At 55.1% G+C, this 24,123-nt stretch carries 28 protein-coding genes; 20 read left to right on the plus strand and 8 right to left on the minus strand.

The genetic code is table 11. The features are described from left to right. Window positions 1-2: 2 nt before the first annotated feature. The 5 genes from RIC05_RS07175 to RIC05_RS07195 form a co-directional block, all read right to left on the minus strand. On the minus strand, window positions 3-1,274 hold the full coding sequence (locus RIC05_RS07175; RefSeq protein WP_350046512.1) for a ribulose-bisphosphate carboxylase large subunit family protein: 1,272 nt from the start codon (window positions 1,272-1,274) through the stop codon (window positions 3-5). Window positions 1,275-1,277: 3 nt separating this feature from the next. After that, window positions 1,278-1,817 carry a VOC family protein gene (locus tag RIC05_RS07180; RefSeq protein WP_350046513.1) on the minus strand — a complete coding sequence of 180 codons (540 nt, stop codon included), beginning with the start codon at window positions 1,815-1,817 and terminating at the stop codon, window positions 1,278-1,280. A gap of 10 nt (window positions 1,818-1,827) precedes the next feature. Continuing rightward, on the minus strand, window positions 1,828-3,102 hold the full coding sequence (locus tag RIC05_RS07185; RefSeq protein WP_350043420.1) for a TRAP transporter large permease: 1,275 nt from the start codon (window positions 3,100-3,102) through the stop codon (window positions 1,828-1,830). Further along, window positions 3,102-3,692: a TRAP transporter small permease gene (locus RIC05_RS07190; RefSeq protein WP_350046515.1), complete on the minus strand. Its 591-nt coding sequence runs from the start codon at window positions 3,690-3,692 to the stop codon at window positions 3,102-3,104. The genes RIC05_RS07185 and RIC05_RS07190 overlap by 1 nt, the downstream gene beginning before the upstream one ends. Window positions 3,693-3,778: 86 nt before the next feature. Next, window positions 3,779-4,789 (minus strand): TRAP transporter substrate-binding protein, encoded by a 1,011-nt coding sequence (locus RIC05_RS07195; RefSeq protein ID WP_350046516.1) that lies wholly within the window; start codon window positions 4,787-4,789, stop codon window positions 3,779-3,781. Between the two features lie 184 nt (window positions 4,790-4,973). On the opposite strand from RIC05_RS07195, the gene RIC05_RS07200 reads away from it, so the two are divergent. Further along, window positions 4,974-6,008 (plus strand): LacI family DNA-binding transcriptional regulator, encoded by a 1,035-nt coding sequence (locus tag RIC05_RS07200; RefSeq protein ID WP_350046517.1) that lies wholly within the window; start codon window positions 4,974-4,976, stop codon window positions 6,006-6,008. 124 nt (window positions 6,009-6,132) lie between these two features. Continuing rightward, the gene (locus tag RIC05_RS07205; protein WP_350046518.1) at window positions 6,133-6,642 is read left to right on the plus strand and encodes an MltR family transcriptional regulator; all 510 of its coding nucleotides are present in this window, start codon (window positions 6,133-6,135) and stop codon (window positions 6,640-6,642) included. A gap of 106 nt (window positions 6,643-6,748) precedes the next feature. Here the strand turns inward: RIC05_RS07205 and RIC05_RS07210 are convergent, their stop codons facing one another. Continuing rightward, a complete protein-coding gene (locus RIC05_RS07210) occupies window positions 6,749-7,015 on the minus strand; it encodes a hypothetical protein (protein WP_350059750.1) in 267 nt (88 codons plus the stop codon). Between the two features lie 429 nt (window positions 7,016-7,444). Between RIC05_RS07210 and RIC05_RS07215 the strand changes: the two genes are divergently transcribed. The 6 genes from RIC05_RS07215 (at window position 7,445) to RIC05_RS07240 (ending at window position 11,411) form a co-directional block, all read left to right on the plus strand. Further along, the gene (locus RIC05_RS07215) at window positions 7,445-7,885 is read left to right on the plus strand and encodes a hypothetical protein (protein ID WP_350046520.1); all 441 of its coding nucleotides are present in this window, start codon (window positions 7,445-7,447) and stop codon (window positions 7,883-7,885) included. After that, window positions 7,873-8,403, plus strand: coding sequence for a hypothetical protein (locus RIC05_RS07220; RefSeq protein ID WP_350046521.1), 531 nt, complete (start codon window positions 7,873-7,875; stop codon window positions 8,401-8,403). Before RIC05_RS07215 ends, RIC05_RS07220 begins: the two co-directional genes overlap by 13 nt. A 119-nt stretch (window positions 8,404-8,522) precedes the next feature. Continuing rightward, on the plus strand, window positions 8,523-8,759 hold the full coding sequence (locus tag RIC05_RS07225) for a hypothetical protein (protein WP_350046522.1): 237 nt from the start codon (window positions 8,523-8,525) through the stop codon (window positions 8,757-8,759). Beyond that, window positions 8,760-10,361: a portal protein gene (locus RIC05_RS07230; RefSeq protein ID WP_350046523.1), complete on the plus strand. Its 1,602-nt coding sequence runs from the start codon at window positions 8,760-8,762 to the stop codon at window positions 10,359-10,361. It abuts the gene before it with no gap. Then, complete coding sequence (locus tag RIC05_RS07235) at window positions 10,358-10,597, plus strand: Bbp19 family protein (protein ID WP_350046524.1); 240 nt, start codon at window positions 10,358-10,360, stop codon at window positions 10,595-10,597. Before RIC05_RS07230 ends, RIC05_RS07235 begins: the two co-directional genes overlap by 4 nt. Before the next feature lie 88 nt (window positions 10,598-10,685). Next, on the plus strand, window positions 10,686-11,411 hold the full coding sequence (locus RIC05_RS07240) for a capsid assembly protein (protein WP_350046525.1): 726 nt from the start codon (window positions 10,686-10,688) through the stop codon (window positions 11,409-11,411). Between the two features lie 32 nt (window positions 11,412-11,443). Here the strand turns inward: RIC05_RS07240 and RIC05_RS07245 are convergent, their stop codons facing one another. Continuing rightward, on the minus strand, window positions 11,444-11,602 hold the full coding sequence (locus RIC05_RS07245) for a hypothetical protein (protein ID WP_350046526.1): 159 nt from the start codon (window positions 11,600-11,602) through the stop codon (window positions 11,444-11,446). Between the two features lie 183 nt (window positions 11,603-11,785). Here RIC05_RS07245 and RIC05_RS07250 point away from each other — a divergent pair, with 183 nt between their 5' ends. The 11 genes from RIC05_RS07250 (at window position 11,786) to RIC05_RS07300 (ending at window position 21,211) form a co-directional block, all read left to right on the plus strand. After that, window positions 11,786-12,601 (plus strand): phage capsid protein, encoded by an 816-nt coding sequence (locus RIC05_RS07250; protein ID WP_350046527.1) that lies wholly within the window; start codon window positions 11,786-11,788, stop codon window positions 12,599-12,601. Window positions 12,602-12,661: 60 nt separating this feature from the next. Next, complete coding sequence (locus RIC05_RS07255; RefSeq protein WP_350046528.1) at window positions 12,662-12,937, plus strand: hypothetical protein; 276 nt, start codon at window positions 12,662-12,664, stop codon at window positions 12,935-12,937. Between the two features lie 90 nt (window positions 12,938-13,027). After that, window positions 13,028-13,612: a phage tail protein gene (locus RIC05_RS07260; protein WP_350046529.1), complete on the plus strand. Its 585-nt coding sequence runs from the start codon at window positions 13,028-13,030 to the stop codon at window positions 13,610-13,612. A 99-nt stretch (window positions 13,613-13,711) separates the two neighbouring features. Beyond that, window positions 13,712-14,338 carry a phage tail protein gene (locus RIC05_RS07265; protein WP_350046530.1) on the plus strand — a complete coding sequence of 209 codons (627 nt, stop codon included), beginning with the start codon at window positions 13,712-13,714 and terminating at the stop codon, window positions 14,336-14,338. A gap of 79 nt (window positions 14,339-14,417) precedes the next feature. Continuing rightward, window positions 14,418-15,008, plus strand: a complete 591-nt coding sequence (locus RIC05_RS07270) for a phage tail protein (RefSeq protein WP_350046531.1) — start codon at window positions 14,418-14,420, stop codon at window positions 15,006-15,008. A 66-nt stretch (window positions 15,009-15,074) separates the two neighbouring features. Continuing rightward, a complete protein-coding gene (locus RIC05_RS07275; RefSeq protein WP_350046532.1) occupies window positions 15,075-15,653 on the plus strand; it encodes a phage connector family protein in 579 nt (192 codons plus the stop codon). 254 nt (window positions 15,654-15,907) lie between these two features. Then, window positions 15,908-17,848: a phage tail protein gene (locus RIC05_RS07280; RefSeq protein ID WP_350046533.1), complete on the plus strand. Its 1,941-nt coding sequence runs from the start codon at window positions 15,908-15,910 to the stop codon at window positions 17,846-17,848. Further along, a complete protein-coding gene (locus RIC05_RS07285; protein ID WP_350046534.1) occupies window positions 17,848-18,282 on the plus strand; it encodes a hypothetical protein in 435 nt (144 codons plus the stop codon). Before RIC05_RS07280 ends, RIC05_RS07285 begins: the two co-directional genes overlap by 1 nt. A 29-nt stretch (window positions 18,283-18,311) precedes the next feature. Beyond that, the gene (locus tag RIC05_RS07290) at window positions 18,312-19,724 is read left to right on the plus strand and encodes a hypothetical protein (RefSeq protein WP_350046535.1); all 1,413 of its coding nucleotides are present in this window, start codon (window positions 18,312-18,314) and stop codon (window positions 19,722-19,724) included. Window positions 19,725-19,777: 53 nt separating this feature from the next. Beyond that, window positions 19,778-20,875: a phage head spike fiber domain-containing protein gene (locus tag RIC05_RS07295; protein ID WP_350046536.1), complete on the plus strand. Its 1,098-nt coding sequence runs from the start codon at window positions 19,778-19,780 to the stop codon at window positions 20,873-20,875. 9 nt (window positions 20,876-20,884) lie between these two features. Next, window positions 20,885-21,211, plus strand: coding sequence for a hypothetical protein (locus tag RIC05_RS07300; RefSeq protein ID WP_350046537.1), 327 nt, complete (start codon window positions 20,885-20,887; stop codon window positions 21,209-21,211). A gap of 379 nt (window positions 21,212-21,590) precedes the next feature. Here the strand turns inward: RIC05_RS07300 and RIC05_RS07305 are convergent, their stop codons facing one another. Then, window positions 21,591-21,899, minus strand: coding sequence for a GIY-YIG nuclease family protein (locus RIC05_RS07305; protein ID WP_350046538.1), 309 nt, complete (start codon window positions 21,897-21,899; stop codon window positions 21,591-21,593). A gap of 517 nt (window positions 21,900-22,416) precedes the next feature. Here RIC05_RS07305 and terL point away from each other — a divergent pair. Continuing rightward, entirely contained in the window at window positions 22,417-23,949 is a 1,533-nt protein-coding gene (gene terL, locus RIC05_RS07310; protein WP_350046539.1) for a phage terminase large subunit, read from the plus strand. Window positions 23,950-24,123 lie beyond the last annotated feature (174 nt).

The raw sequence follows: 24,123 nt of genomic DNA on the forward strand, positions 1-24,123 counted from the left end.
GATCAGCCTTTTGCCCCGTAAAAGGACAGGGCTTCGGACAAGGCCGAATTGGTCTTGGCATGGTGTTCGAGACTAATGCCCGCTTCGCAGGCTTCCCATGCCTGGCGCAGGCTGGTTATCCCGGCTGCCGGGCCTGATGGATGGGCCAGAATGCCACCCCCGGCAAGGAACATGAAATCAGCCGATCCAACCGCGTCATGGGTGGCCGGAACCGTTCCGGCCCACTGACCAGACGAGAAGACCGGAAGAACGTGGTCTTCATCACCATTTTCAGGGGCGAGGGGTTGGGCACAGATTTGGGCGGATGCCTGAACTTCGCTGTCTTCGTCGCAGAACTTTCCGCCCATGCCATGAACATGCATGTGATCCATGCCGGTCAGACGATACAGGGTTTGATAGGCCGGAAACGCCATGCCAATCAATGGATGGCGCGAAAACGCCCCAAAGCCGTTGCGGTGGCCATGTAAAACAAGGCCGGTTGATTTGCGCAGGGTCTGAAGGGCCGAAAGCCCGGCCCAGTTCATGCTGACCATCGCGCACGCACCGCCTTCTTTTTCAATCAGATCGGCATGCTTGCGCATGGCATCGGTTTCATCGGTGATGTTAAACGCAATCATGACATCGCGTCCGGTGCGATCGCGATAGCGGCGCACGCGGTCCATCACGGCCGGAATGCGTTCGGCAAGCGGGGAGGATTCCGGATTGGCACAGACTTCATCATCCTTGATGAAATCAACCCCGGCTTCGCAAAGCTGTTCAACCAGATTGGCAATATCAGGCGTGCGCATGCCGACATTTGGCTTAATGATCGTGCCAAAGAACGGGCGATCCTGCACATTCATGCGCGCCCGTGTGCCTTTGGTCCCGGCGACCGGATAGTCATAAAGATCGCGATAGGATTTGGGCAGTTTGAGATCAATCAGTTTAAGCCCGGTGATTTCACCCAGATCATAAAGATTGCCCGATACGGTTGATGCCAGGGTTGCCAGATTGCGCCCGATATTGCCGGTCGGAAAACCGATGCGGATTTCAGCCCGGCGGTATGGCCCCGTAACGCCGCGTGCGGTCAAATACGCACTTTGCAGGCTGGGCTGATTGGCCGGGGTGAGTTCGCGAATGGACAACACCCGTGCCGAACAGCGTTCGCGCAGCTCGTCGGTTTCACCTGCCACACGCACAAATGTCCCACTGCTTTGCTCGCCAGCCATGATGGTGGCGATCTTTTCAGGGTCCATCGGTGTTTCAATAAGATACCGGGCTTCAATCAAGTCCATGGGTCAGATTTCCGAAAGCGATGGGAAAGGACGGATCGGATCAGTGCCATCCCAGTCAAGGGACGCTTCATAGATCGATTTGAACAGGCGGCCTTTCGGGCCGACAACTTCGGAAAGTTCGATCACGGTGCCCGGATGCATTTCCTTGTCGAAATAAACGAAACGACCGGCATCGCCGACCTTGCCGCTCATCTTGACGGTGAAGCCTTTGCTTTCCATCAGGGCCAGATCGCTATCAAAGCTTTCGGTCCAATAGGCAACATGCTGCAGACCGGTATTTCCGGCCCGTTGGAAGTCGCGATACATCGATGGCGCATCATTGCGGGTCTGGATCAGTTCGACCTGAACATACCCGGAATTGGCAAGCGCGACCAAGTTGTGAACGTCATAAGATTTGCCGTCATAGCGGTAATCTTCGATCGGAACGCGCGGATTATAATACCACGGGCCAACACCCATTGTTTCGGCCCAATAGTCCATGGCCGCTTCAATGTCGGGCACGACGTAACCGAGCTGGCGAATTTCACCAAGAAATCTGCTCATGTTTCCTCACTTAATCCAGAAGGTTGGGCAACCAGGTAGAGATTGCCGGTATGCAGGTCACTGCAAGCAGTGACAAAAACAGGGGGAGAAGGAAGGGCAATGCACCACGGATCACCCGGTGCAGCGGCATCTTGGCAATGATGCTGACCATATACAGGCTCATGCCGACAGGCGGGGTCAGAAGCCCGATCATAAGGTTGAGCACGAACACCACACCAAGCTGCAGCGGATCAACGCCTGCGGCCGTCATGGCAGGCGTTATGATCGGTGCAATGATCAGGATGGCGGCAATTGATTCGAGGAACATGCCAACAACAAGCAAAAGCACATTGACAATCAACAGCAACACCAGCGGATCGCTTGACAGGCCCAGCAAAAACTCGCTGGCCGTGACCGGCAGGCGGTCCATGGTCAGAACCCAGGCAAACAGGGCCGCGGTCGATACGATGAACAGGACGTTGCCCGTTGCATCGACACTGTCACGTGCGGCAAGCACAACCCGTTTCAGATCAAGCTGACGATAGACGAATTTGCCAATCAAAAGCGCATAGGCAACCGTCACACCGGCAACCTCGGTCGGGCCGAAATAGCCGGAAATCAAACCGCCGATCAAAAGAACCGGGGCGGCAAGGGCGGGCAGGGAAATGACAAACTTGCGGGCAAAGGCGGCAATGTTGAATTTAACATCGTCACGCGGCAGCTTATAAATCTTTGCCATTACTGCCACCTGTGCCATCAAAAGAAGCGTGATCAGAATGGCGGGAACGATCCCGGCAATCAGCAATTTGACCGCAGATACATTGGCGACCGAGGCAAAGATAATAATCGGAATGCTTGGCGGGAAAATCGGACCAATGGTGGCTGCTGCCATGGTGATGCCCGATGCAAATTCAGGCGTATAGCCCTGTTTGCGCATCATTTTGATCTGAACCGCGCCCAAGGCACCGATATCGGCAAGGGCCGCACCAGAAACACCTGAGAAAATCAAACTGACCAGAACGCTGACCTGTGCCGTGCCGCCCCGGATCCAGCCGACCATCATGCGCACAAGTTCAAACAGATGGTTGGTCACACCCGACAGGCTGAGAAGATTGGCGGCAAAGATAAACAGCGGCACGGCGAGAAGCGGGGTGGAATCAAGGGCATTGACCGTGCGCTGGGCCAGAACCGTCATCGGCAGGTTAAACAGGATCATGACGGTTGCCGATGACAGGCCAAGGCAAATGGCAATCGGCAAGCGAATGATCATGAGTGCCAGAAACAGGATAAGAAGGGTTGCACTCATCATTTGTCGGAATCCCCACGGGATGGATCAGGCGAGAGTTCGGACGACATTTCTTGCGCAATCGCATCGGCAATTGCGTTGCTGCCATCATCAGATTCATAGTCAGGGGCGGTTTCAGTGCGCGTGATCAACCGATAAAGCGCAACAGCCAGCAGCAGTGAAATGGCAATCACCGCCGGGGCATAAACCGCATAATTCGAAAGATTGAGCGACGGGGTCGTGAACTTGCCCGCCCGGATCAGAAATTTATAAAGACCAAACAGGAAAATGGCGGAAAACAACGAAATCAGCGTGTAATTGGCAAAGCGCAGGATGGCTTTGCCGCGTGGACGCAAGGCGCTATAAAGCAGATCAATTGCGATATGGCGGTTATGGAGCATCAGGGCGGGAACCGCGAAAAACACCAATGCGACATTTGAAATGCGCGACAACTCATCCGCCCATGGCAGGCCAAGATCAAACATATTGCGCATGATCACCTGACCAACGACCAGCACCGTCATCAGTGCCAGCATCACCATCGAAAATGCGGTCAGAACCCGGCAAACACGGTCCAGTCCCCTATAAATCGGGGAGTTCCTGTAGGGCATGACGATACCTGAAAATCAATTGGGCACAGAAAATTCGGGACGGCTTTGGCGAACAAAATGTTCCACAAAGCCGCCCCGAAGCGCGATTATTCTACGGCAGCAATTGCTTCGTAATATTTGCCGAATTTGTCGTCGAAACGTTCGTGAACAAGTTTCTCGACACCTGCGCGGAAGGCGGCAACGTCAAGCCCGTCATCCGGGCCAATGATCGTCATGCCGGCTTCTTTAAGCTTGGCAAGATCGCCGGCTTCTTTATCAAGGATCATCTGGGATGCTTTCATCCGCACGGTTTCGGCCGCTTTGGTGATGGCGTCCTTGATGTCTTGCGGGAAGCTCTGCCACAGGTCTTCGTTGATCACGACGATCTCGGCGGCTGAAATATGCCCGGTCAACATCATGTGTGTCTGTACATCATAAAGTTTGTGGTCCACGGCCACATTGACCGGGTTTTCCTGGCCCTGAACGATGCCGGTGGCAAGGGCGGTCGGAACTTCGGACCAGTCAACCGGCACCGGTGCCGCACCAAGGCCTTCAACCGCGGTCAGGTAAACCGGGGACGGAATGGCGCGGATTTTAACACCGGCCAGATCCGCCGGGGTTTTAACGGCCATATTTGCGGTCAGCTGACGGGTGCCGAAATAAAACGCATAGAGAACGCGCATGCCGGTATTGTCGATCAGGCCCTGATTAAGTTCGGACATGACAGGGGAATTGATATCGACAACCTTCATCAGGTGATCATAGTCGCGATAGAGATACGGGGTATCAAGCACGCCGAAATCTTCATAAAGCGAGCTTAGCGCACCCGCCGTGTTATGCGACAAGGCGATGGAGCCCATCGATACGCCTTCGGCCAGTTCCTGAATCTTGCCAAGCTGGGATGACGGATACACGTCAATCTTGACCGCGCCATTGGTGTTTTTAGCAACTTCTTCTGCCAGCCAGTCGGCCTGTAGACCAACCACGCTGGTCGGGGAATTCATGTGGCCGTAATTCAGTTCATATTCCTGCGCCTGTGCGCCATGCGCCATGACGGTCAGGGATGCAGCAGCAGCGAGGGTCGTCGCGATAAGACGAAATTTGTTCTGAATGACCATGGTTTCCTCCCGTGATGGTCTATGCGTTCTTTAGGGGCAGAAGCCGTTAACCAGCAGGCGCTGACCCTAGTCTATTTTGCTGGGATTTTGTTTTTCTTTTCCCTTGAATGTTCTCAGAGTACGTGAAACATTTCCCATCATCAAACATCATAAATTGATGTGTTTTGATGTTTTTGAGGGTGAGATGCCAAAAACAAGCGGACCGATTATCAAGGATATTGCCGACATTTCCGGTGTTTCACCGGCAACGGTCGACCGTGTTTTGAACAAACGCCCCGGTGTGCGCGAACGCACGGCAAAGCGCGTTTTGCAGGCCGCATCCGAACTTGGCTATCTGCCTGAAACCGATATGCAGGAAGTCTTTCGGCCCAAGCCGATGCGGGTGGTGTTTTTGCTCCCATCAGGCACCAATCCCTATTTGCAATTGCTCGGTGATCGGATCAAAACCGCGGCAGAGGCGATTACGGGCTTTAACATCCGCGCACGGTGCTTTTTCATCGACAGTTTCAATCCGCAGCTTTTATCCGAAGCCCTGCGCCAGCACGGCGAAAAGGCCGATGGCATTGCCTTTATGGCGATTGATCATCCGTTGGTGCGTGAAACCGTGTCGGATCTTCAGGATGCGGGCAAACACATGATCACGGTGGTTTCCGATATTTCCGGCGTGCCGCATGCGGCCTATGTCGGGTTGGATAACCGGGCGGTGGGGCGGACAGCAGGCTATTTGTTGGGCCGGTTCATGAAACCGACGCAAGGTCGGGTAGCGATGATTGCGGCCAGCCGGACCTATCGCGCCCATGAAGAACGCGAAATGGGTTTCCTTAGTCTGATGGAAGAAGCCTTTCCCGATATCCGGGTGGTCGCGGCCCGCGAAGGCCATGATGATCGCAGCGAAAACTATCTGCACACCAAATCGCTTCTGGCGGAATATCCCGATCTGATCGGGATTTACAATGTCGGGGGATCCTCAGACGGGGTGGCGCGGGCTTTACGCGAAAGCGGTCGGGGGCGTGACATCATCTTTATCGGCCATGGCCTGACGCCCGATACACGGCGGTTTTTGCTTGAAGACATCATGGATGTCGTCATCACTCAAAGCCCGGGCGTGATTGTGCAAAATACGCTGCGGATTTTTGAAAATCTGCGCAACGGGCTTGATGCCAATGCGGATGTTGCCAAACTGACCATGGAAGTCGTGGTGAAGGAAAACCTGCCCTGAACTGAAGTGCTATTCGCCACAACCATACCCGATGCTAATCTGATATTGTTGGTTTGATTGTATTGTTAGCAGTGTATGGTTCAGAGTTTGGAATGTTTCTGATCCTTTGTTAGGCGAAGCCATCATGTCCTTTGAAATCAGCGGCCTGTACAGTTTAGGCAAAGTTTTTGATCCAACGTCTCTCAAGAAGAGTCTTGATACTTGGAACCAAAAGGGGCATGCCACAACTGCACTAACTACGATAACTAAGCTTGAGATGTTGTTGGAAAAAGCTGTCAAACTGCACTTCAAAAACAAATCCCGTAAATTAATGGATAAACTGTTCGATTATCGGGGGCCCGCGGGCAGTTTTAGCGCTAAAATTGACTTGGCATATGCACTCGGTGCGGTTTCACAGAATTCTTATGAAACATTGCATGTACTGCGCGCTATAAGAAATGACATTGCTCATTCCGATATTGAGGTAGATTTCGCTTCCACGAAATTGGACAGACACTTCAAAAAGTTGTCTGACAAAACTGATCGTGAGGTTACATTCCTCGCGTCAGCAGTAGACTGTATTATTGACATAAATAAAAAGCTTGAGCCTTTGTATCTTGCTCAGGCTTTGGGCGAATATAAGAAGAAGTCTTGATGGGGCTTTTAATCCGTAGCTCCGGCGTGATTATGCAAGGAATGCTAGGGATTTTGAAAATCCACTTTTAGCATTGTGCTGCTTGTCAAAGGTTCCGCCAATGCGATCAGCTTAGAAGTTTAAGCGCGCTTTCATTTCCAACCAGCAAGATCACATCCTTTTTCGAGGGGCGTGGGCAGGCTGTCGCCGGGCGCATGGCAAGGGCGGGTTCGGCAAGTTTTTTGGCATCTGGCGAAAGAAAATAGGCATCATCCGTGCCAAGCTGAAGCGAGCAGAAAAGACCCACATTTTCTGGTGTGTTGGCCGCCTGGAACAGTTTTTCAAAACTTTCGATAAAGCTGTTTGAGATGCCCAGTGCTTCTTGTTCTGTCATCTTGATGCTGAACCAGCCCATGGGAGTCTTTGCCTTATCTTGTGTTGATCAAGGGCCTATTATTCATTCAAACGGCCCCAAGTCGAGCAATTTCAGGGTATTGAGAAAATAGGAAATTAATCCTTTACAATGAGAACAAAAAGGGATTATAGCTTGCATATCAACACCGGAACTGCATCCAGAAGTAAGTCCTGATCGATCTGGATATCGGCAAAGACCTGGCGCTGACGTGATGTGCAGCGGCAATAGGGGTGGGTAAATCCACCATCGGGGAAATCACAAACCGCAATCTTGACAACGCGCGTACAGAGATGTGCCCGTGACGGTCAAATATTGCCTTTTGCCGGATCATAACCGGCGGGTTTGAACGGTTTCCCCTGGCATGCATGCACGGCGTTGAACGCAGGATATAACCAGCAGGAGGGCGACGTGACCGAACAAAGACTTTTCCCAAAACCCCTGTCAGAGCGCGAAATTACGCCGTTTTCCAGTGCCCGTCATGCGTGGTTCTGGTTTGTGCGCTGTCAAACCGCACGGATCGAAGGCGCACGTGTGATTGCCGATGCGGGCGAGGTGGTTCGCCCGTGTGATCCCGATGATGTGTATAACGCGGTGATGCGCTTGAAACATGATGGCACGCTTTGGGATCGGCATTTGCAAGTGCTTGAATATTATGGGCTTGTCGAACGCGAACCCGATCCGCGCGACCGGCGCGAAGGGGCGAAATATGATCTGTGGCAACAGGCACTTGATGCACTTGAAGCGGTTCTGATCAAACGCGGCATTGTGGAGCTTCGCAAGGATGAGAATTTCCACGAAGAAGACGTTCTGGTCGAACTTGGCGGGGATTTGTCACCATGCGGGATGTGATTTCAAATACCGTAATCTCAAGCAATGTGAACGAACCGGCTTTGGCCAGCAGCGTTCAGGAAATGAACGAGCGTTGGGTTGAACAATCTGCATCCGGGCGCGAAGTTTCGGTGCTGGTGGTGTTTGCCGATGCGCCGGAAAAGCGGTTTTTGAAATTCCTCAAACCCGGGTTTCGCCATTGTTTCGTGCTGGTTTCCGGGCTGCGGGCCGGGGAATGGATTTGCCTTGATCCGCAAAGCCATCGGGTGCGGTGTGAAAGCTGGTGCTATTCGCCGATCTTTGATCCGTGTTCCTATTACCGTGCGATTGGGCATCACTGTATCTTGGCGTCTTATCCGCAATCGGTCGCACAGAAAATCCGCATCGGTCCAATGAGTTGTGTCGAGCTGGTCAAACGGTTGCTGGGCCTTTCAGGGTTCTGGATAGTGACCCCCTGGCAGCTTTATCGACACTTGCAAAAACAAGGTGATGCCACAGCAGAAATCAGGAATGTGCATTTTTCTGAAAAATGTTCTTGATTTGTTCTTTTTATGGTGCTATAAGAACCACATCAACGCGATAATTGCGCCCGCAAGGCTTTTGCCCTTGCGGGTTTTTTCGTTTGGGGTTCGCGCATCCCGACTTGCAGGAGAACCCGATGGGAAGCCTGTTTTCCACGCCAAAGCCGGTTGCGACCAGCAATCGGGTCACAGCATCAAATACCAGCAACACAGAAGCCGAAACCAGTGCGCAACAAGCGGCAAGTAATGCCCGCAAAGAGGCGCTTGAACGGCGACGCTATGGGCGATCAAGCCTGATCGCGACCAGCTATCGCGGGCTTTTGAATGACCGGATCAATCAGGCCGTGGGTGGCAAAAACTTGTTGGGGGATTAAATGCAACATGCTTTAGCGGTGATGAAACAGGCGGCCGTCAACGAAACGGCAACAAAGCGCGACCAAAATCAGGCAACAGGGCCAAGCATCGCATCCTTGCGCACCCGCTATCAAAAGGCGGTTGGCAAACGGCGCACCTGGCAAGCCCATTGGCAGGATTGTTATGAATTTGCGCTGCCACAGCGCAATGGTTCCACCTTGCTAACCGATGGTGGCAAACGCCTTGATCGGGTGTTTGATGCAACCGCCCCCGATGCGGTCGAACAGCTTGCCGCCAGCCTGATGGCCGAAATCACCCCGCCGGGCGGGGGATGGTTTGATCTTGAACCGGGTGGGAATGTTTCGAGCGACGACCGACAGGTTTTGACCGAACAATTGGGCCGTGCTGTCCGCATTTTGCAGGGGCATTTTGACCGGTCAAACTTTGCGGTCGAAATGCATCAGGCGTTTCTGGATCTGGTCACGGCGGGCACTGCGTGTTTGCGCCTTGAAAAGGCCGATCTGCGCAGCCCGTCTGCCTTTCGCTTTGCCGCTGTTCCGTTGCGTGATCTGGCATTTGAAGAACGCAGTGACGGCAAGATGGATGCGGTGTTTCGCAAGCTCTCGCTGACTTTCGATGAAATCAAGCAAAACTGGCCGGATGCGAAAAACCTGCCGGTACAGTGTGGCAATGATGCAAAAGGGGGCGAGCCAAAACGCTTTACCGTGATCGAGGCGGTCATTCCCAAAACCGATGGCGGGGCGGGATATGATATTTGTGTGTTTCTTGAAGACGGAACGACGTCGAATGGCGGCACAGGTTCGGGCGCGGCTTCATCGATTGCGCATGATGATGTGATCTGTCGCGATCATTTTGATGTCTCGCCCTATATCGCCTTTCGCTGGATGAAGGCACCGGGGGAAACCTATGGCCGATCCCCGGTGATGAAGGCACTGCCCGATATCAAGACTGCCAACAAGGTGGTTGAGTTGGTGCTGAAAAACGCCTCCATCGCGGTGACGGGCATTTGGCAGGCCGATGATGACGGGGTGCTCAACCCGGCCACCATCCGGCTTATCCCCGGCAGCATCATTCCCAAGGCGGTGGGGTCGGCGGGGCTTAAACCGCTAGAAGCTCCGGGGCGGTTTGATGTGTCTGATCTGGTGTTGTCAGACCTTCGTGATCGTATTCGCCGTTGTTTGCTGGCCGATCGATTGGGGCAGGTTGATCAGCCGGGCATGACGGCGACAGAGGTGCTTGAACGGGCATCGGAAAATGCGCGGCTTTTGGGCGCAACCTATGGCCGGTTGCAGGCGGAATTGCTCTATCCGTTGATCCGACGCGCGCTTTATATCCTGACCAAAACCGGCGAACTTCCCGACATTCCGATTGATGGCGATGTGGTGGTTTTGCGCCATTCCGCACCACTTGCACAATTGCCCAAACGGGTGAAGGCGGGCCAAGCACTAGATTGGTTATCGCGCATCGCGACCCTTGGCCCCGAAGCACTGGGCGAGGTTGATTTGCCGGTCATGGTCCGCTGGCTTGCCGATCAGTTTGGCGTGCCCGATCATTTGTTGCGCCCGGCATTGCCACCCGAAGTGTTGGAGGACGTATCATGAGCGGTTGGGACTGGTTCGACCCGATACCCGAGATGCCAGAGGATGCCGATATCGATCATTGGCAGGCGTGCCTTGATACTCCTGCCGGGCAACGGGTGCTTGCCGATCTTGAACGGCAAATCCTTCACACGTCACTTGGGCCGGACGCCAACAGTCACGCGATCTGGATGCGCGAAGGGCAGCGTGCCCTCGTACTTCAGATGCGCAGACTTGCATCGGGACATAAGGCGGACTGAGCATGCGGCTCGGGATCCCCGCGACGGCGAGAATCTCGCGCCGCACGTACCAAACCACTTTTTTCAAACCACATTGCGGAGTGTCAGCATGACAACCGATCCCGATCAGGGTGAGCAGCAAAAGGATGTGGCGTCGCACGATTTGGAAAACCCGCCCGCGACGCAATTGGTGAGTTTCGGGTTGCAAGGCGCAGATGACGCCACCGGCAATCCGGATGCGGGTGTGGGGGAGAGCGCGGCGGATGGTGTTGCGGATGGCGGTTTTGGCAATGACGAAAATCCGTCGTTCGATGTCACGCAAATCCCCGAAAGCCCCGATGCATACGCGCTTTCGATTGATGCCGGTTTGGGCACTGCGGACCCTGCGTTAAATCAGCGTTTGTTTGAGGCCGGGTTTAATCATGCACAGGCGCAACTGGTTTATGATCTTGCCGGTGAAATCCTGAACCCGATGATGGATGAACTTGATCAGGCCGCAAAGCGGGCGACCGATCGCGCGGATTTGATCGCGGCATTTGGCGGGGTGGAAAACTGGCAAAAGCTTGCCCCCAAAATCGAAAGCTGGGGCCGGGCCAATCTGCCCAAAGACGCCTTTGATGCCATGTGCCAGTCCAAAGACGGGGTCACGGCCCTGCATCGTTTGATGGGCCAGTCACAAGAAGCCAAACTTGGCCGGTCACATGATACGGATGCCAATGACGATGTGCGGGCGGAAATTCGCCGCAAGATGAACGATCCGCGCTATTGGCGGGATCGCGATCCGGCATTGGTTGCCGATGTGCAAGCAGATTTCGCCAGGCTGTCCCGCCCCTGATCGGGGGTGTTTCTATCCGCGACAGGGTGGCATCAGAAAAGAAGCTCGAACCGGTTCAGAACCCCGTCGATATAGCCGGGTATCGGGGTCAGCGGCAGGATGAAATAGGCCGCAACACCAAGCCCGATCAGGGTGAAGACAAGCAGAACCGACTTTCGCAAAACGTAAAACTCTTCATCAGGTTTGAACACGGGAAAGACCCGTTTGGGGCAACAGGCCGGGGGCAAACCGGCATGTGTTCCACTGGGGAACCGCGTTCTTTTACCCATCAACCATGACCGGAAAATGACCAGTTTGCGGACAATTGTGGCACGCGCTGCAAGCGCACGTGGGCAGGCCGGGAAAGCCTTTTTGAAACAAGGGGAAAACACACCATGAGCGATACGATTGATCAAAGTTTTGTCGATCATTTTCAGGCAGATGTGCATCAGGCCTATCAACGCATGGGATCGAAACTGCGCAATACGGTGCGGGTGAAAAACAGCATCAAGGGGGCGAGCACCGTTTTTCAAAAAGTCGGCAAGGGCACGGCCACCACCAAGGCCCGCCATGGCAAGGTGCCGGTGATGAATGTTGATCACGAAGCAGTGCGCTGCGATCTGCGTGATTACTATGCCGGGGACTGGGTCGATGCTTTGGACGAGCTTAAAATCAACCATGATGAAAAGATGGTTCTGGCCAATGCCGGGGCCTATGCGCTGGGTCGTAAAACCGACGAGCTGATCATTACCGCCCTGACTGCGACCGATGACATCATCCCGGATAATGCCGAGGGCATGACGCTTGAAAAGGTCATGATGGCGTTCGAAGGGTTGGGCGAACGCGATGTTCCCGATGATGGGCAACGCTTTGCGATTGTCGGGTGGAAACAATGGTCGGAACTGCTTCAGATCGATGAATTTTCCCGATCTGATTATATCGGTGATGACGATCTTCCGTGGAAGGGAACCCAGGCCAAACGGTGGTTGGGGACGCTGTGGATGCCTCATTCGGGCCTTCCGGTCGCAAGCGGCATTCGATCGTGCTTCTGGTATCACCGCACCGCCATTGGCCATGCGATTGGATCAGATGTTCAGTCCGATATCACCTGGCATGGCGATCACGCGGCACACTTTGTGAATAACTCCATGTCACAGGGTGCTGCCCTGATTGATGGCGACGGGGTGACCTGTTTGCACGCACAGGAATAACGCTGCGCGGCACCCATTTAACCGCTTCATTTTTCAAAATTGCAATGAAGGGAGTTCTCCATGGCAGAAGGTTTCAAAGCCCGGAATCTTAGCGTTCTGGCCTATGCCAACGGCTTTACGCTTTGGCACTATATCACCCCGGATCTCGCCGCTGATGTCGATACCACGGACTATTTCGCCGATGCGCGCGACATGCTGCGCATCGGTGATTTCATCATCGCCAACACTAACCGCGACGCCACAATGTCGGGCGGCATGTTCGTCGTCGCAAGTTCGGGGGCGGCCGGTGTTGATGTCCGCGATATGACGGCAATCGGTACCGGCAACACCGACTGATCCCAACCTTGTTCTCTTTCGACTTCCTCCCTCAACCTCGCCCAGGCAGTTTTCTGTCGGGGTTTCTTTTTAGCAGCCCAAGGAATGAAAATGTGTAACAGCAACAAGATTACAATTTGCACCGAATTTGACGCCGCCCAGATCGCCGGGCTTCAGGTTCCGATTGCCTCGATCCATGCCTTTGCCACCCAGTCTGTGCCGGACGGGTATCTGATCTGTGACGGAGCGGCTATCTCGCGCACCGAATATGCGGAGCTGTTCGCTGCCCTTGGCACTGTTTGGGGCGCTGGTGACGAAGTTGCGACCTTTAACATTCCCGATCTGCGCGGTGAGTTCATGCGTGGTTTTGATGCGGGCCGTGGTGTGGATGTCGGGCGTGTGTTTGGTTCTGCCCAAGCTAGCAATGTAGGCGACCACAAACACCAAACACATATTCAATGGGCCAGCGGTTTCCCACATTACATCTATTGGGACAATCCGAACGCCGAGTTTGGTCTTGGTGACGCACATTTAGGCGCAATTGATCATTGGGTTGCGGGTGATAACGATTCAACGGTTTCGACGCAGTATAGGCTAACGGATAATCCCTATAATGGGACAGACGGTGGCAATACCCGTCCACGTAACATCGCTATCACTTACGCAATCAAGGCATCGAACCCAACCCCTGCCTGATCCTTAACGACACTTTGCGCTTTCATATCCTTTCCTTCGCTCTTGCCCCGGCAGCATCCGTTGTCGGGGTTTTCTTTTACCCAACCAAGGAGACTGCCCATGCAGGGTTCAACCCCGGTGGAATGCGAAGTTCTGAATGTTATTCAGGGCGCAGGCATCTGGCCTGACTGCGATGACAAAACCCAGCTGCTGCAGGCAATTGAAAGCCTGATCGCAGGTGGTGGTTCTGGTGGCGTTGGCGTCGCCGGCAGCGAAATCGGTGCCGTTTCTGCTTTTGCCATGCCAACCCCGCCGGAAGGCTGGCTGGTTTGTGATGGTTCGGCTGTTTCACGTGCTGAATACGCCGGTCTTTTCGCCACCGTTGGTACGCTTTGGGGCCATGGTGACGAAGTGTCGACCTTCAATTTGCCAGATCTGCGGGGCGAGTTTGTCCGTGGTTTTGATGCGGGCCGTGGTGTTGATGATGGTCGTGTGTTCGCGAGTGGGCAGGACCATGCACTGCAAGATCATGACCACCGTCTAGGTGCAATGGATGCGCAATCTGGTGTCAACCGCACGACTGGTCAGTCCGGCGGAAGTGATTACGATCTAACTGCTATTGATGACAGGAAAACCAGTAATCTGACGAATTCACCCTACAACTACGCAGACGAAACCCGCCCACGTAACATCGCAATGACCTATGCGATCAAGGCGTTTTATCCGGTGGTTTCATCCGGCCAGTAAGGTCACCTGATCCGCATTTAAACGACACCCGGCAGGCTTCCGCTTGCCGGGTTTTTTGTATCAAGGTTGGAGAATTCATATGCAGTGTTTGAGCCCGGTTGAAAGTGAAGTTCTTAATGTTGTTCTGGCGGCTGAAATTGTTCCGGATCGCATGGACGATACGCAGTTGCTTCAGGCACTGGAAACGCTGTTTGGCGGTGGTGGTTCTTCGGGTGGTTCTGTGCCCGTGGCAACCATTTTGCCCTTTGCCGGTTCTGTTGCACCGGAAGGATTTATGGCGTGTGACGGGGCGGAACTTCTTGCCAGCGAATATGCTGATTTGTTTAGCGTAATTGGCAGCACCTATGGCGTTGGTCAGGCGCCGGGTAGTTTTAAACTGCCGGATCTGCGGGGTCGTGCCCCGATTGGTGCCGGGCAGGGTGATGGTTTGTCGGATCGTGTGGTTGGGGCTGCGAATGGCGAAGAAAGCCATCAGCTGACAGTCGATGAAATGCCAAGTCATAACCACAGTAATGCACTGGTCGGTGGTGATCTGCAGCTCTACGGAATGCTAAACGAACCCCAGTACCATAACGGTGGTAATTTCCTTCAAATGCCATCTGACGGCGGTGACCTGCCACACAACAACATGCAGCCTTTCCTGGTGGTAAATTACATCATCAAGGTTTGATTGCTGGTTTGATCAGTCTTTGCGGGGTCCGGTTTTCCGGGCCCCGTTTTTGTTTTGGGGGATCAGATGGCATTGAGTGATGTAGCACTTTGTGCGCGGGCCTTGGTGATGATCGGGGCGGCGCCGATTTCATCGTTTGAGGAAGACACCGCCGAAGCGGAAATTGCCCGTCTGCTTTATCCGACCATTCGCGATGGCATGTTGGCGGGCTATCCGTGGCGGTTTGCCGCGCGCGGTGTGTGGCTGGCGCGGTTGGTATCGGGTGATGACGGGCAGGGTCCGCAAGGCGGCAGCCATTTATTTGCCCTGCCGCGTGATTTTATCCGGTTGCTGTCACTTGAAAATGACGGGGGAAAAATCACCCGGTTTGAGCTACGCGACCGGGCTGTTGTGTGTGATGGGGAAACGGCCTGGCTTTCCTATGTCGGGCGCTTGGCCGAGGGCAGCTTTCCACCGTGGTTTGATCTTGCCCTGATTGCGCGATTGGCGGCTGAATTCTGCCTGCCACTGACTGAAAGCAGCACACGGGCGGAATATCTGTTTAAGCGATCCGAAGATCAGTTTCGTCAAGCCCGCCTTGCCGATGCGCAGCAATCCACCCCGCAGGCGATTGAGGGGTTTTCGCTGATCGCTGCACGGGGGTAGGCGGCGAGAACTGCGCATGTTGTGCGAATTCCCGCCGTCGCGGGGATGACGTTCGTTCGATGCACGTATTTTTGCCGTCCGTCGTTCCCGCGCCGGGACCCATTCCGTCGCAACATTCCAGTAGCAGCATGGATCCCCGCCTTCGCGGGGATGACGGCGCCTGAAACAACAGGCTGGACCGAATTTCATCCACGCGCAGACACGGGCCACGAACTGCAAGATTTTAAGCCGTCACTTTCATCAAGGAGCCGCCAATGGCACGCCGCGTTTTGGAGAAAAACACATTCTCGACCGGGGAACTTGCGCCGGAACTTTGGGGGCGGTCGGATTTGACGGCTTATGCCAACGGGGCGGCACGGTTGCGCAATGTGTTTATCGAACCATCGGGCGGGGTGCGTCGCCGTCCCGGCATCCGGTTGGTTGATGAGCTGGACGGGCCGGTCCGCCTGATCACGTTCGAGTTTAATACCGAACAGACCTATCTTCTGGCCTTTGGCGATAAACGTGCGGTGGTGTTTGAAGACGGGGTGGCAACGCGGTGGTTTGAAACCCCGTTCGGGGTTGAGCATCATGATCTTTTAAACTGGACGCAAAGTGCCGATACGCTTTTGGTCGTTCATCCTGATGCATCGCCGGTGCGTTTGACCCGAACGCCATCGGGTGACTGGCACATGACCCTGTGGGCCTGGCGCGCAACCAATTATGACACCGCCCAACCCTATTACAAATTCATCGATCCTGCTGTCACCCTGACCCCGTCGGGGACCAGCGGGTCGGTGACGATCACGGCCAATGCGGATGTGTTTGTTGACGGGCATGTCGGCACATTGTGGCGCATTGCCGGGATTGAGGGTGAAATCACCCATGTTGCCGGGCCCAGAGCGGCAACCATTTCGCTGAAAGACACCTTGCCAAGCACCGATGCGACCATCGATTTTAGCGAGCAGGCCTTTTCAGCCGTGCGCGGATGGCCGCGCAGTGTGACGTTTCACCAGGACCGCATGGTGATTGGCGGATCGCGGGATTTGCCCAACCGGTTGTGGATGTCAAAATCCGGGGATCTGTTTAATTTTGACCTGGGTGAAGGCCTTGATGACGAGGCGATTGAATTTGCCCTTCTGGCCGATCAGGTCAATGCGATTACCGGGGTGTTTGCCGGGCGGCATTTGCAGGTTTTTACCAGCGGGTCGGAATGGATGGTGACGGGCGATCCGTTAACCCCCGCCAATATTCAGATCACCCGGCAAACCCGGATCGGCAGTCAAAGCAAGCGCACGGTGCCGCTGGTTAATATTGACGGGGCGACGATCTTTGCCGGGCGCAGCGGGCGGGAAATTCGTGAATTCCTGTTTACCGATGTTGAGCAGGCCTATGGGTCGGCTGATCTGGCGTTGCTGTCGCGCCATCTGGTCAATGATCCGGTCGATCAGGCGTTTGATGCCGATCGTCGGTTGCTTCATGTGGTGATGGGCGATGGGTCGCTTGGAACTTTGACCCTGTATCGGTCTGAAGCCATTACCGCCTGGTCGGCGCAAAGTGTTGCTGATTGCCAGTTTCAATCGGTTTCGGTGTCGGGTGGGGATGTTTATGTCAGTCTGCGCCGGGGGGATCGGTATTTTCTGGGTGTGTTTGACGAAGCTTGCGGGTTTGATCTGCAAACCGATCAAGAGATTGATGCGGCTGAACCCCCACGCCGCCATTGGGGAAATCTGGATGCGCTTGATGGTTTAGCTGTGAGTGCGTGGGCGGAAGGTACCTTAACCGATGGGCTTTTGGTGGCCGGTGGGACGGTGAGCTTGCCGGAAAATGTTGGTCCGGTTTCTTCGGTTCAGATCGGGGTGCCGTTTACCCATGAAATTTATGCCCTGCCCCCGGCGGGACGCGATGGCAGTCGGCCGCATGGGGGCAATGCCGTGCGGTTGGTGTCGCTGACATTGCGGTTGCAGCAAAGCGGGCAGCTTTGCGTTGATACAGGGCGCGGATTGCGCGACGTCGCGCTGCCGGTTTCGGATGATGCGGCAGGGACAGAGACGGAAAAAGAGACGCTTTATAGCGGCGATATCACACTGCGTAGTCTTGGGTGGCGGCGCGGCAGTGGCGGGACAATCAACAGTGGTTTATGGCGCATCGCCGGGGATTTTCCCCGGCCTTTTTTATTGCTGGGTGCGGCAAGCGAAATGGGGGTGAATGACTGATGGGCGGGTTTACATCAATTGTGCCAATGGCCGCATCGGCCTTGCAAACCGGACAGAAAATTCAGGCCGGTCAGGCCGATGCCCAAAGCCGGATCGAGCTGACCCAGGCCGCCCGACAGGCCGACCTGGCCGATATTGCAGCCAAACAAAAACAACAGGATACGGCGCGCGAAGATGCCCTGCGCCGTCGGCAGGCAAGCCTTCGCGCCCGCCAAGGGGCATCGGGGCTTATGGCCGGTGGATCTGGTTCTGCCAGTGCGGTATTGGCCGGGTATGAAAAAGCCGCACAGCAAGACGCGGCATCCGATGACGCGGCGGCCACCCGCAAACGCAATCAGATCAACCATCAGGCAAGCTGGCGCGAAAAGTCGCTGTTGCGATCAACGCAGGATGACACGGTCGCACGCCTGACCGCGTGGTTTTCGCAACGCTGATCAAACGCTGATCCAAGGGGAGGCAGGATATGGGCACGGTTTTTTCCAATCAACAGGTCGCATCGATCCGGTTTGAGGGCGATGGCGCACGCACAGCCTTTCCGTTTGATTTTGAAGTGTTTGACAGCAGTGATCTGCGCATCACGGTTGATGAGCATGATATTATTTCGGGGTTTCACATCAGTCTTGGAACAGGTGGTCAAGCTGGTGGCCAAACCGGCGGAACCGTGCGGTTTGAAACTCCGCCTGCCGTGGGCAGCACGATTACCCTTGCGCGGGTGTTGCGATTGCGGCGGTTAAGTTCCTATGACGCCATGTCGATCCCGCGCGGGGATGCGATTGAACGCGATCTTGATTTTATCACCGCTGCGATTGGTGATGTGGATCGGGGGCTTGGCGGCACGCTTCGACTGGCGGCGGGGGATGTTGATCTTGCATCGGCGGAATTGCCCGACATCACGCCGGGTCGGGCCTTGGTCTGGAACGCCGATGGGGACGGGATCGCCAATGGTCCGCAAGCACAAGAGATCGGCGCGGCACAGGATCACGCCACGCGGGCGACCGATGCGGCGAACCGGGCGGAGGCCGCCGAAACACGCTGTGAAACAGCGCAGAAATCCTTTGGCCGCGAAGATGCCGGTGCGATGCTGGATCTTGATTTTTGCAGTGGCAATTTGCTGGCGTGGGAGGATGAACGCCGCATGCCGGTTGTCGATGCGCCGGTCAACCGGATCATGGATATCCGCGATACCGGATCGCTTGTGCGGTTGTCCAACGGGGCACGATTGACCCTGCCCAATGTGGCGATTGCGCGCAACGGGGTGCGGTATCGTGTGTTTAACGGCGATGGTACATTGGTGGATATTACAGCGGCCAGTGGCGATGTGATTTTGCCAACCAACGGGGCGGCACAAAACGCGGTTTATGGCCTGCCACTGCGGGGCGATATGGTTGATGTGATTTGCGATGGTGGGCGGTGGTTTGCCTGCCCGGTGCGTGAAGCCGGACCTTTGGTCAAATTGTTAAAAACCGGTAGCCAAAGCATCCCGGCCGGTGGGGCGTTTTTGATTGAATGGGATCAGGTGATTGAAGACAGCCACAGTCTTTATGACATCGCCCATTTCGGGCCGATGGGTTTGCCGCCGGGCTTTTATCATATCGATATCGGGGTGCGGTTTCCGGTGACAGACGAAACGGTGATGACGACCTTATCGGTTGAACGATATGACGGCATAAACTGGTCAAGCCACCTTCAGGCCAATGATATCACCGCGATTGGAATGGGGGCGGCCCATACATTGCGCCTAAGCGGGATCGCCCGGATCGGCACGGGATCAGGCAGCGGATTGCGGGTGCGTCTGGCCCATACCGACAGCACGACGCGCGACATCGGGCAAAGCGATCTTTTGACCTTTTTCCATCTGCATCGCATCGGCGGGTAGTTCCCGAAAATCCGCCAATTTCCCAGATATTTCGGTTCAAGGAGATGCATCCAATGGGATTGCGTTATCAGCCGCTTGGCACCTGTATGAAGCTTTCACGTGCGAGCACCAAATTGATCCGTGGCGAAAACGGATTGTTGCAAAGCCATGCGATTGATCAGCCGGGATTTGATCATGATGCCTTGGGGCGCAGGCGGGGAATTTTGATCGAAGGTCCGGCCACCAACCATTTGCGCTATTCCAGCGATTTTACCAATGCGCTTTGGGAAAGGAATGCCGGGGTGACGATTGCCAGCAGCCTGATTGCCGCGCCGGATGGCAGCACGGGTGCGACACAGCTTACCCTTCCCGGTGGGGCGGACGGGCTTTATCAGAATGTCGGTGATCTTGATGTTGGCGAAGCTTACAGCTTTGCCATCTGGATGCGGAGTATTTCCGGGGTTGCGGACATTACCCTTGGCGGGATCAACGGGCCATCGAGCCATGCGGTTTCGTTAGATGAAAACTGGAAGCGGGTGTGGATTGCCGAGGCCGCATCAGGCACCACGCGCTATCCCAAAATAAGCACGGCGATTTCGGGCCTTCCGGCATCGATCCTGATCTGGAATGCGCAACTGGAATTGGGGGCGGCACCAACCAGCGACATCATCAGTGGCGGCATTCCGGCCACACGGGCCGGGGATGATGTCAGCCTTGATCCGGGTGACTGGTTTGCCCAAGGGGCGGGGACATTTGTGTTTGATCTTGAAACCGCGACGGGGTGGCAGGGGATCTGGCGGATATTGCAGCTTTATTCCAGCAGTCTGAATGCGGATCATCTTGATCTTGGCTATGACAGTGCGGCTGATCAGGTGCGCATTTCGCTTCGCCGGGACGGGGTGGCGATCATCACACAGTCGCTTTATGGCACATTGACGCCCGCGACCCGCCACCGGATTGCGGTGGCGTGGGAGGATGACGTAGTGGCGGTGGGCTTAAATGGAGTGGTGCTTAAAAGCCCGGACGGCTTTGCCATGCCGCGCAATTTTTCCAAGATTGTGCTGGGATCTTATGACAGGGTGGACAAGCATCTGAACGGGCATCTGCGCAATCTGGCCTATTGGCCGGAACGGCTTTCAGATGCGCGGTTATCAGCACTTTGCACAGAATAAGGATGGGCGATGGGGGAGCCAGAAAAGATCGATCCATTGACGGATTTGCGCGCGGAGCTGTTGCGCGATTTGCCCGGTGATATCAGCCGGGTGCGCAAGGCCTATCGCCGGGCGGCACAGCAGGCCGCCCTTCTGCGCGACGCCAAGGATTTCACCGCCCATCAGGCCGCGTGCAAGGCGGGGCTTGGTCATCTTGAAATTCTGATCAAGCTTTTGCGTTGGGCGTCTGGTGCGGAGAACGAGGCATTGAGCGGCAAGGCGAAGGAGGGGGAGAGTTTGGATGTGGATGTTGAGAAGTTGATCAAGGAGGCGCGGCGTACTTTGAAAGGAATGTGATGGGGCGCGAGATTCCCGCCTTCGCGGGAATGACGATTTTGGGCATCAACTGTTCCGTCATGCCCGCGCAGGCGGGCATCCATGGTGCTGCTTTGGTTCTGCGGTGAGGTAGGTTCCCGCCTTCGCGGGAACGACGATTTTGGGCGTCAATGGTCCCGTCATGCCCGCGCAGGCGGGCATCCATGGTGCTGCCTTGGTTCTGCGGTGAGGTGGGTTCCCGCCTTCGCGGGAACGACGATATGCGGCACCAATGATCTCGTCATGCCCGCGCAAGCGGGCATCCATGGTGCTGCTTTGGTGCTGCGGTGAGATGGGTTTCCGCTTTTGCGGGAACGACGGTTGAGGTGTCAGATGTACCATTGATCTGTATTTGGAGAACTTAGACGTTTAACTGATCAAACAGATCGACCCAGTTGGCATTGTGTTCCTCGATCAGGCGTATTTTCCACGCCCGGCGCCATTTCTTGATGCGTTTTTCTCGCAGAATGGCATCGGGCATTGTGGCGTGTGGTTCGATGTAAACGAGCTGTTTGACATCATGGCGACGGGTGAAGCCGGGAACTTCGCCGGCACGATGTTGATAGATGCGCTGCCGCAAGTCGCTGGTTACGCCGACATAGAGAGTGCCATTCGGACGGCTGGCGAGAATATATACACATGGCTGCTGCATGGGTGGAAAATAGCACATCTTTAGGTTGCTTTGGTGGGGTTTCCATCTTTGCTTTTGTGCCTGGGCGATATTTGAGTTTGTCACGTTCGTTCAGGTGCTTGCGGAAGCATGGGTTCCCGCCTTCGCGGGAACGACGGTTTTGGGCATCAATTGTCCCGTCATGTCCGTGGAGGCGGGCATCCATGGTGCTGTTTTGGTCCTGCGGTGAAATGGGTTCCGGCCTTCGCGGGAACGACGATACGGGCACAAATGATCCCGGCATGCCCGCCTCCGCGGGCATCTATGGTGCTGCTTTGGTCCTGGGGTGAGATGGGTTCCCGCTTTCGCGGGAACGACGGTTTAGGGCACCAATGATCTCGTCATGCCCGCGCAGGCGGGCATCCATGGTGCTGCATTGGTTCTGTGTTGAGATGGGTTCCCGCTTTCGCGGGTACGACGGCATGTGGATCCCTTGGTGACATGAGGGGCCGCCTTGGCAGGATGACGGAAATCGAGGCCGCTTCAGAGATATCATTTAGGTGTGGAGGAATTGGCAATGGCGTTGGCAAGCTTTGCCGAATTCGTCTGGATCTGGGATCAGATGTTGGGGTTATCCTTGCCCGCCCATCACCGGAAAATGGCCGATTGGCTGGAAGAATGTTGGCAGTCGGGCAGACGCGAGATGCTTCTGATGGCGTTTCGTAATTCGGGGAAGTCAACGCTGGTCGGGTTGTTTTGTGCATGGCTTTTGTATCGCGATGCGGATTTGCGCATTCTGGTGCTGGCGGCGGATCTTGATCTGGCGAAAAAGATGGTGCGCACTGTAAAGCGCGTGATTGAACGCCATCCGCTGTTGGCCGCCCGTCTGCCGGAACGGTTGGTCGATTGGGGGAGCGAGCGTTTTACCGTTACCCGTGCGGGTGTTTTGCGCGATCCATCGATGCAGGCGGTCGGGATTGGCGGCAATATCACCGGATCGCGCGCCGATATCGTGATTTGCGATGATGTCGAGGTGCCGAAAAACAGCGATACGGCCCATAAACGATCCGAGCTGCGTGAAAAGTTATCCGAAATTGCCTATGTCCTGTCGCCCGGCGGGGCGCAGCTTTATGTTGGCACACCGCACAGTTTTTATTCGATCTATGCCGATGAGGTGCGCCCGGAGACCGGCGAAGTCGCAGCGTTTCTGGATGGTTTTTCACGTTTTATGTTGCCCATCGTCAATAAGCACGGGGCGTCAAACTGGCCGGAGCGATTTGATGATGCCGCGATTGCCGACATGCGGGCGAAAACGACGGATCGTAAATTTCAAAGCCAGATGATGCTTGAAATGGTCGCCCCGGTCGCCGGGATGCTCGATCCGGCGAAGCTTCATTATTATGACGCCAATACAGAGATCGACCATGCCAATGGCCGCATGTGCCTGTCGATTGGCGGGCGCAAAATGGTGGCAAGTGCGTGCCATTTTGATCCGAGCTTTGGGGCGATGAATGGCGATGGGGCGGTAGTGGCCTGCGTTTATATCTGCGATCAGGGCGAATACTGGTTGCATGATATTGCATGGCTTCGCACCACGGACCCGCAAAAGATCGAACATGGCGCGCAGGCCCAAAGCGTTTGGCGCGATGAAGCCAGCCAGCTTTGCGATCAGGTGGCAGAATTTATGGTGCGCAATCATTTGCCGTCGCTTCGGGTGGAGACCAATGGCATTGGCCGGTTCCTGCCCAATATCCTGCGCCGGGCCTTAAAACAGATCGGATGGGCGGCGAGCGTCGTAGAACATTATGAAACGACCAATAAGGCGACCCGGATCGAAGATGCCTTTGGCGCTGTGATGGGGGCCGGGTTGCTTCATGTTCATCAGTCCGTCGGTAAAACGCCGTTCCTGCGCCAGATGCGCGAATGGCATCCCGATGGAAGCAAAAGCGATCACGGATATGGTAAAGGGCAGGATGACGGGCTTGACGCGGTTGCCGGGTGCATTTTAAGCGAGCCGGTGCGGCTTCCAAGGGTCGATTTACCGTTAAAACGGGCAGATTGGCGGGCAAATAGCGGCATTTTCCATGCACAAAAGCGTTTCAATCCGTGAAGTCGAGAAATTTTTTCTCACAATCTCAGGTGGTTAACGGGGTTAAGTATCACTTTTGTGAAATATTCATGGAAAATTCAGGTTTAATGCTTACGTTTATTATATGAAAGCATAGTAAAGGCATTTTTAACCTATACTAAAGGGCAGTTTAAGCCAAGCCAGACACGGGTGAAT

Source organism: Thalassospira sp. (genome assembly GCF_040218635.1).
GTDB lineage: Bacteria > Pseudomonadota > Alphaproteobacteria > Rhodospirillales > Thalassospiraceae > Thalassospira.

Bases quoted from the DNA above. Each gene is read 5' to 3' on its own strand.
- RIC05_RS07185 (WP_350043420.1), bottom strand. From the start codon at position 3,102: ATGAGTGCAACCCTTCTTATCCTGTTTCTGGCACTCATGATCATTCGC.
- RIC05_RS07285 (WP_350046534.1), top strand. From the start codon at position 17,848: ATGGGCGGGTTTACATCAATTGTGCCAATGGCCGCATCGGCCTTGCAA.
- RIC05_RS07275 (WP_350046532.1), top strand. From the start codon at position 15,075: ATGGCATTGAGTGATGTAGCACTTTGTGCGCGGGCCTTGGTGATGATC.
- RIC05_RS07305 (WP_350046538.1), bottom strand. From the start codon at position 21,899: ATGTGCTATTTTCCACCCATGCAGCAGCCATGTGTATATATTCTCGCC.
- RIC05_RS07220 (WP_350046521.1), top strand. From the start codon at position 7,873: ATGCGGGATGTGATTTCAAATACCGTAATCTCAAGCAATGTGAACGAA.
- RIC05_RS07195 (WP_350046516.1), bottom strand. From the start codon at position 4,789: ATGGTCATTCAGAACAAATTTCGTCTTATCGCGACGACCCTCGCTGCT.
- RIC05_RS07175 (WP_350046512.1), bottom strand. From the start codon at position 1,274: ATGGACTTGATTGAAGCCCGGTATCTTATTGAAACACCGATGGACCCT.
- RIC05_RS07250 (WP_350046527.1), top strand. From the start codon at position 11,786: ATGAGCGATACGATTGATCAAAGTTTTGTCGATCATTTTCAGGCAGAT.
- RIC05_RS07240 (WP_350046525.1), top strand. From the start codon at position 10,686: ATGACAACCGATCCCGATCAGGGTGAGCAGCAAAAGGATGTGGCGTCG.
- RIC05_RS07180 (WP_350046513.1), bottom strand. From the start codon at position 1,817: ATGAGCAGATTTCTTGGTGAAATTCGCCAGCTCGGTTACGTCGTGCCC.
- RIC05_RS07200 (WP_350046517.1), top strand. From the start codon at position 4,974: ATGCCAAAAACAAGCGGACCGATTATCAAGGATATTGCCGACATTTCC.
- terL (WP_350046539.1), top strand. From the start codon at position 22,417: ATGGCGTTGGCAAGCTTTGCCGAATTCGTCTGGATCTGGGATCAGATG.
- RIC05_RS07230 (WP_350046523.1), top strand. From the start codon at position 8,760: ATGCAACATGCTTTAGCGGTGATGAAACAGGCGGCCGTCAACGAAACG.
- RIC05_RS07290 (WP_350046535.1), top strand. From the start codon at position 18,312: ATGGGCACGGTTTTTTCCAATCAACAGGTCGCATCGATCCGGTTTGAG.
- RIC05_RS07280 (WP_350046533.1), top strand. From the start codon at position 15,908: ATGGCACGCCGCGTTTTGGAGAAAAACACATTCTCGACCGGGGAACTT.
- RIC05_RS07225 (WP_350046522.1), top strand. From the start codon at position 8,523: ATGGGAAGCCTGTTTTCCACGCCAAAGCCGGTTGCGACCAGCAATCGG.
- RIC05_RS07260 (WP_350046529.1), top strand. From the start codon at position 13,028: ATGTGTAACAGCAACAAGATTACAATTTGCACCGAATTTGACGCCGCC.
- RIC05_RS07235 (WP_350046524.1), top strand. From the start codon at position 10,358: ATGAGCGGTTGGGACTGGTTCGACCCGATACCCGAGATGCCAGAGGAT.
- RIC05_RS07270 (WP_350046531.1), top strand. From the start codon at position 14,418: ATGCAGTGTTTGAGCCCGGTTGAAAGTGAAGTTCTTAATGTTGTTCTG.
- RIC05_RS07295 (WP_350046536.1), top strand. From the start codon at position 19,778: ATGGGATTGCGTTATCAGCCGCTTGGCACCTGTATGAAGCTTTCACGT.
- RIC05_RS07300 (WP_350046537.1), top strand. From the start codon at position 20,885: ATGGGGGAGCCAGAAAAGATCGATCCATTGACGGATTTGCGCGCGGAG.
- RIC05_RS07210 (WP_350059750.1), bottom strand. From the start codon at position 7,015: ATGACAGAACAAGAAGCACTGGGCATCTCAAACAGCTTTATCGAAAGT.
- RIC05_RS07190 (WP_350046515.1), bottom strand. From the start codon at position 3,692: ATGCCCTACAGGAACTCCCCGATTTATAGGGGACTGGACCGTGTTTGC.
- RIC05_RS07255 (WP_350046528.1), top strand. From the start codon at position 12,662: ATGGCAGAAGGTTTCAAAGCCCGGAATCTTAGCGTTCTGGCCTATGCC.
- RIC05_RS07265 (WP_350046530.1), top strand. From the start codon at position 13,712: ATGCAGGGTTCAACCCCGGTGGAATGCGAAGTTCTGAATGTTATTCAG.
- RIC05_RS07205 (WP_350046518.1), top strand. From the start codon at position 6,133: ATGTCCTTTGAAATCAGCGGCCTGTACAGTTTAGGCAAAGTTTTTGAT.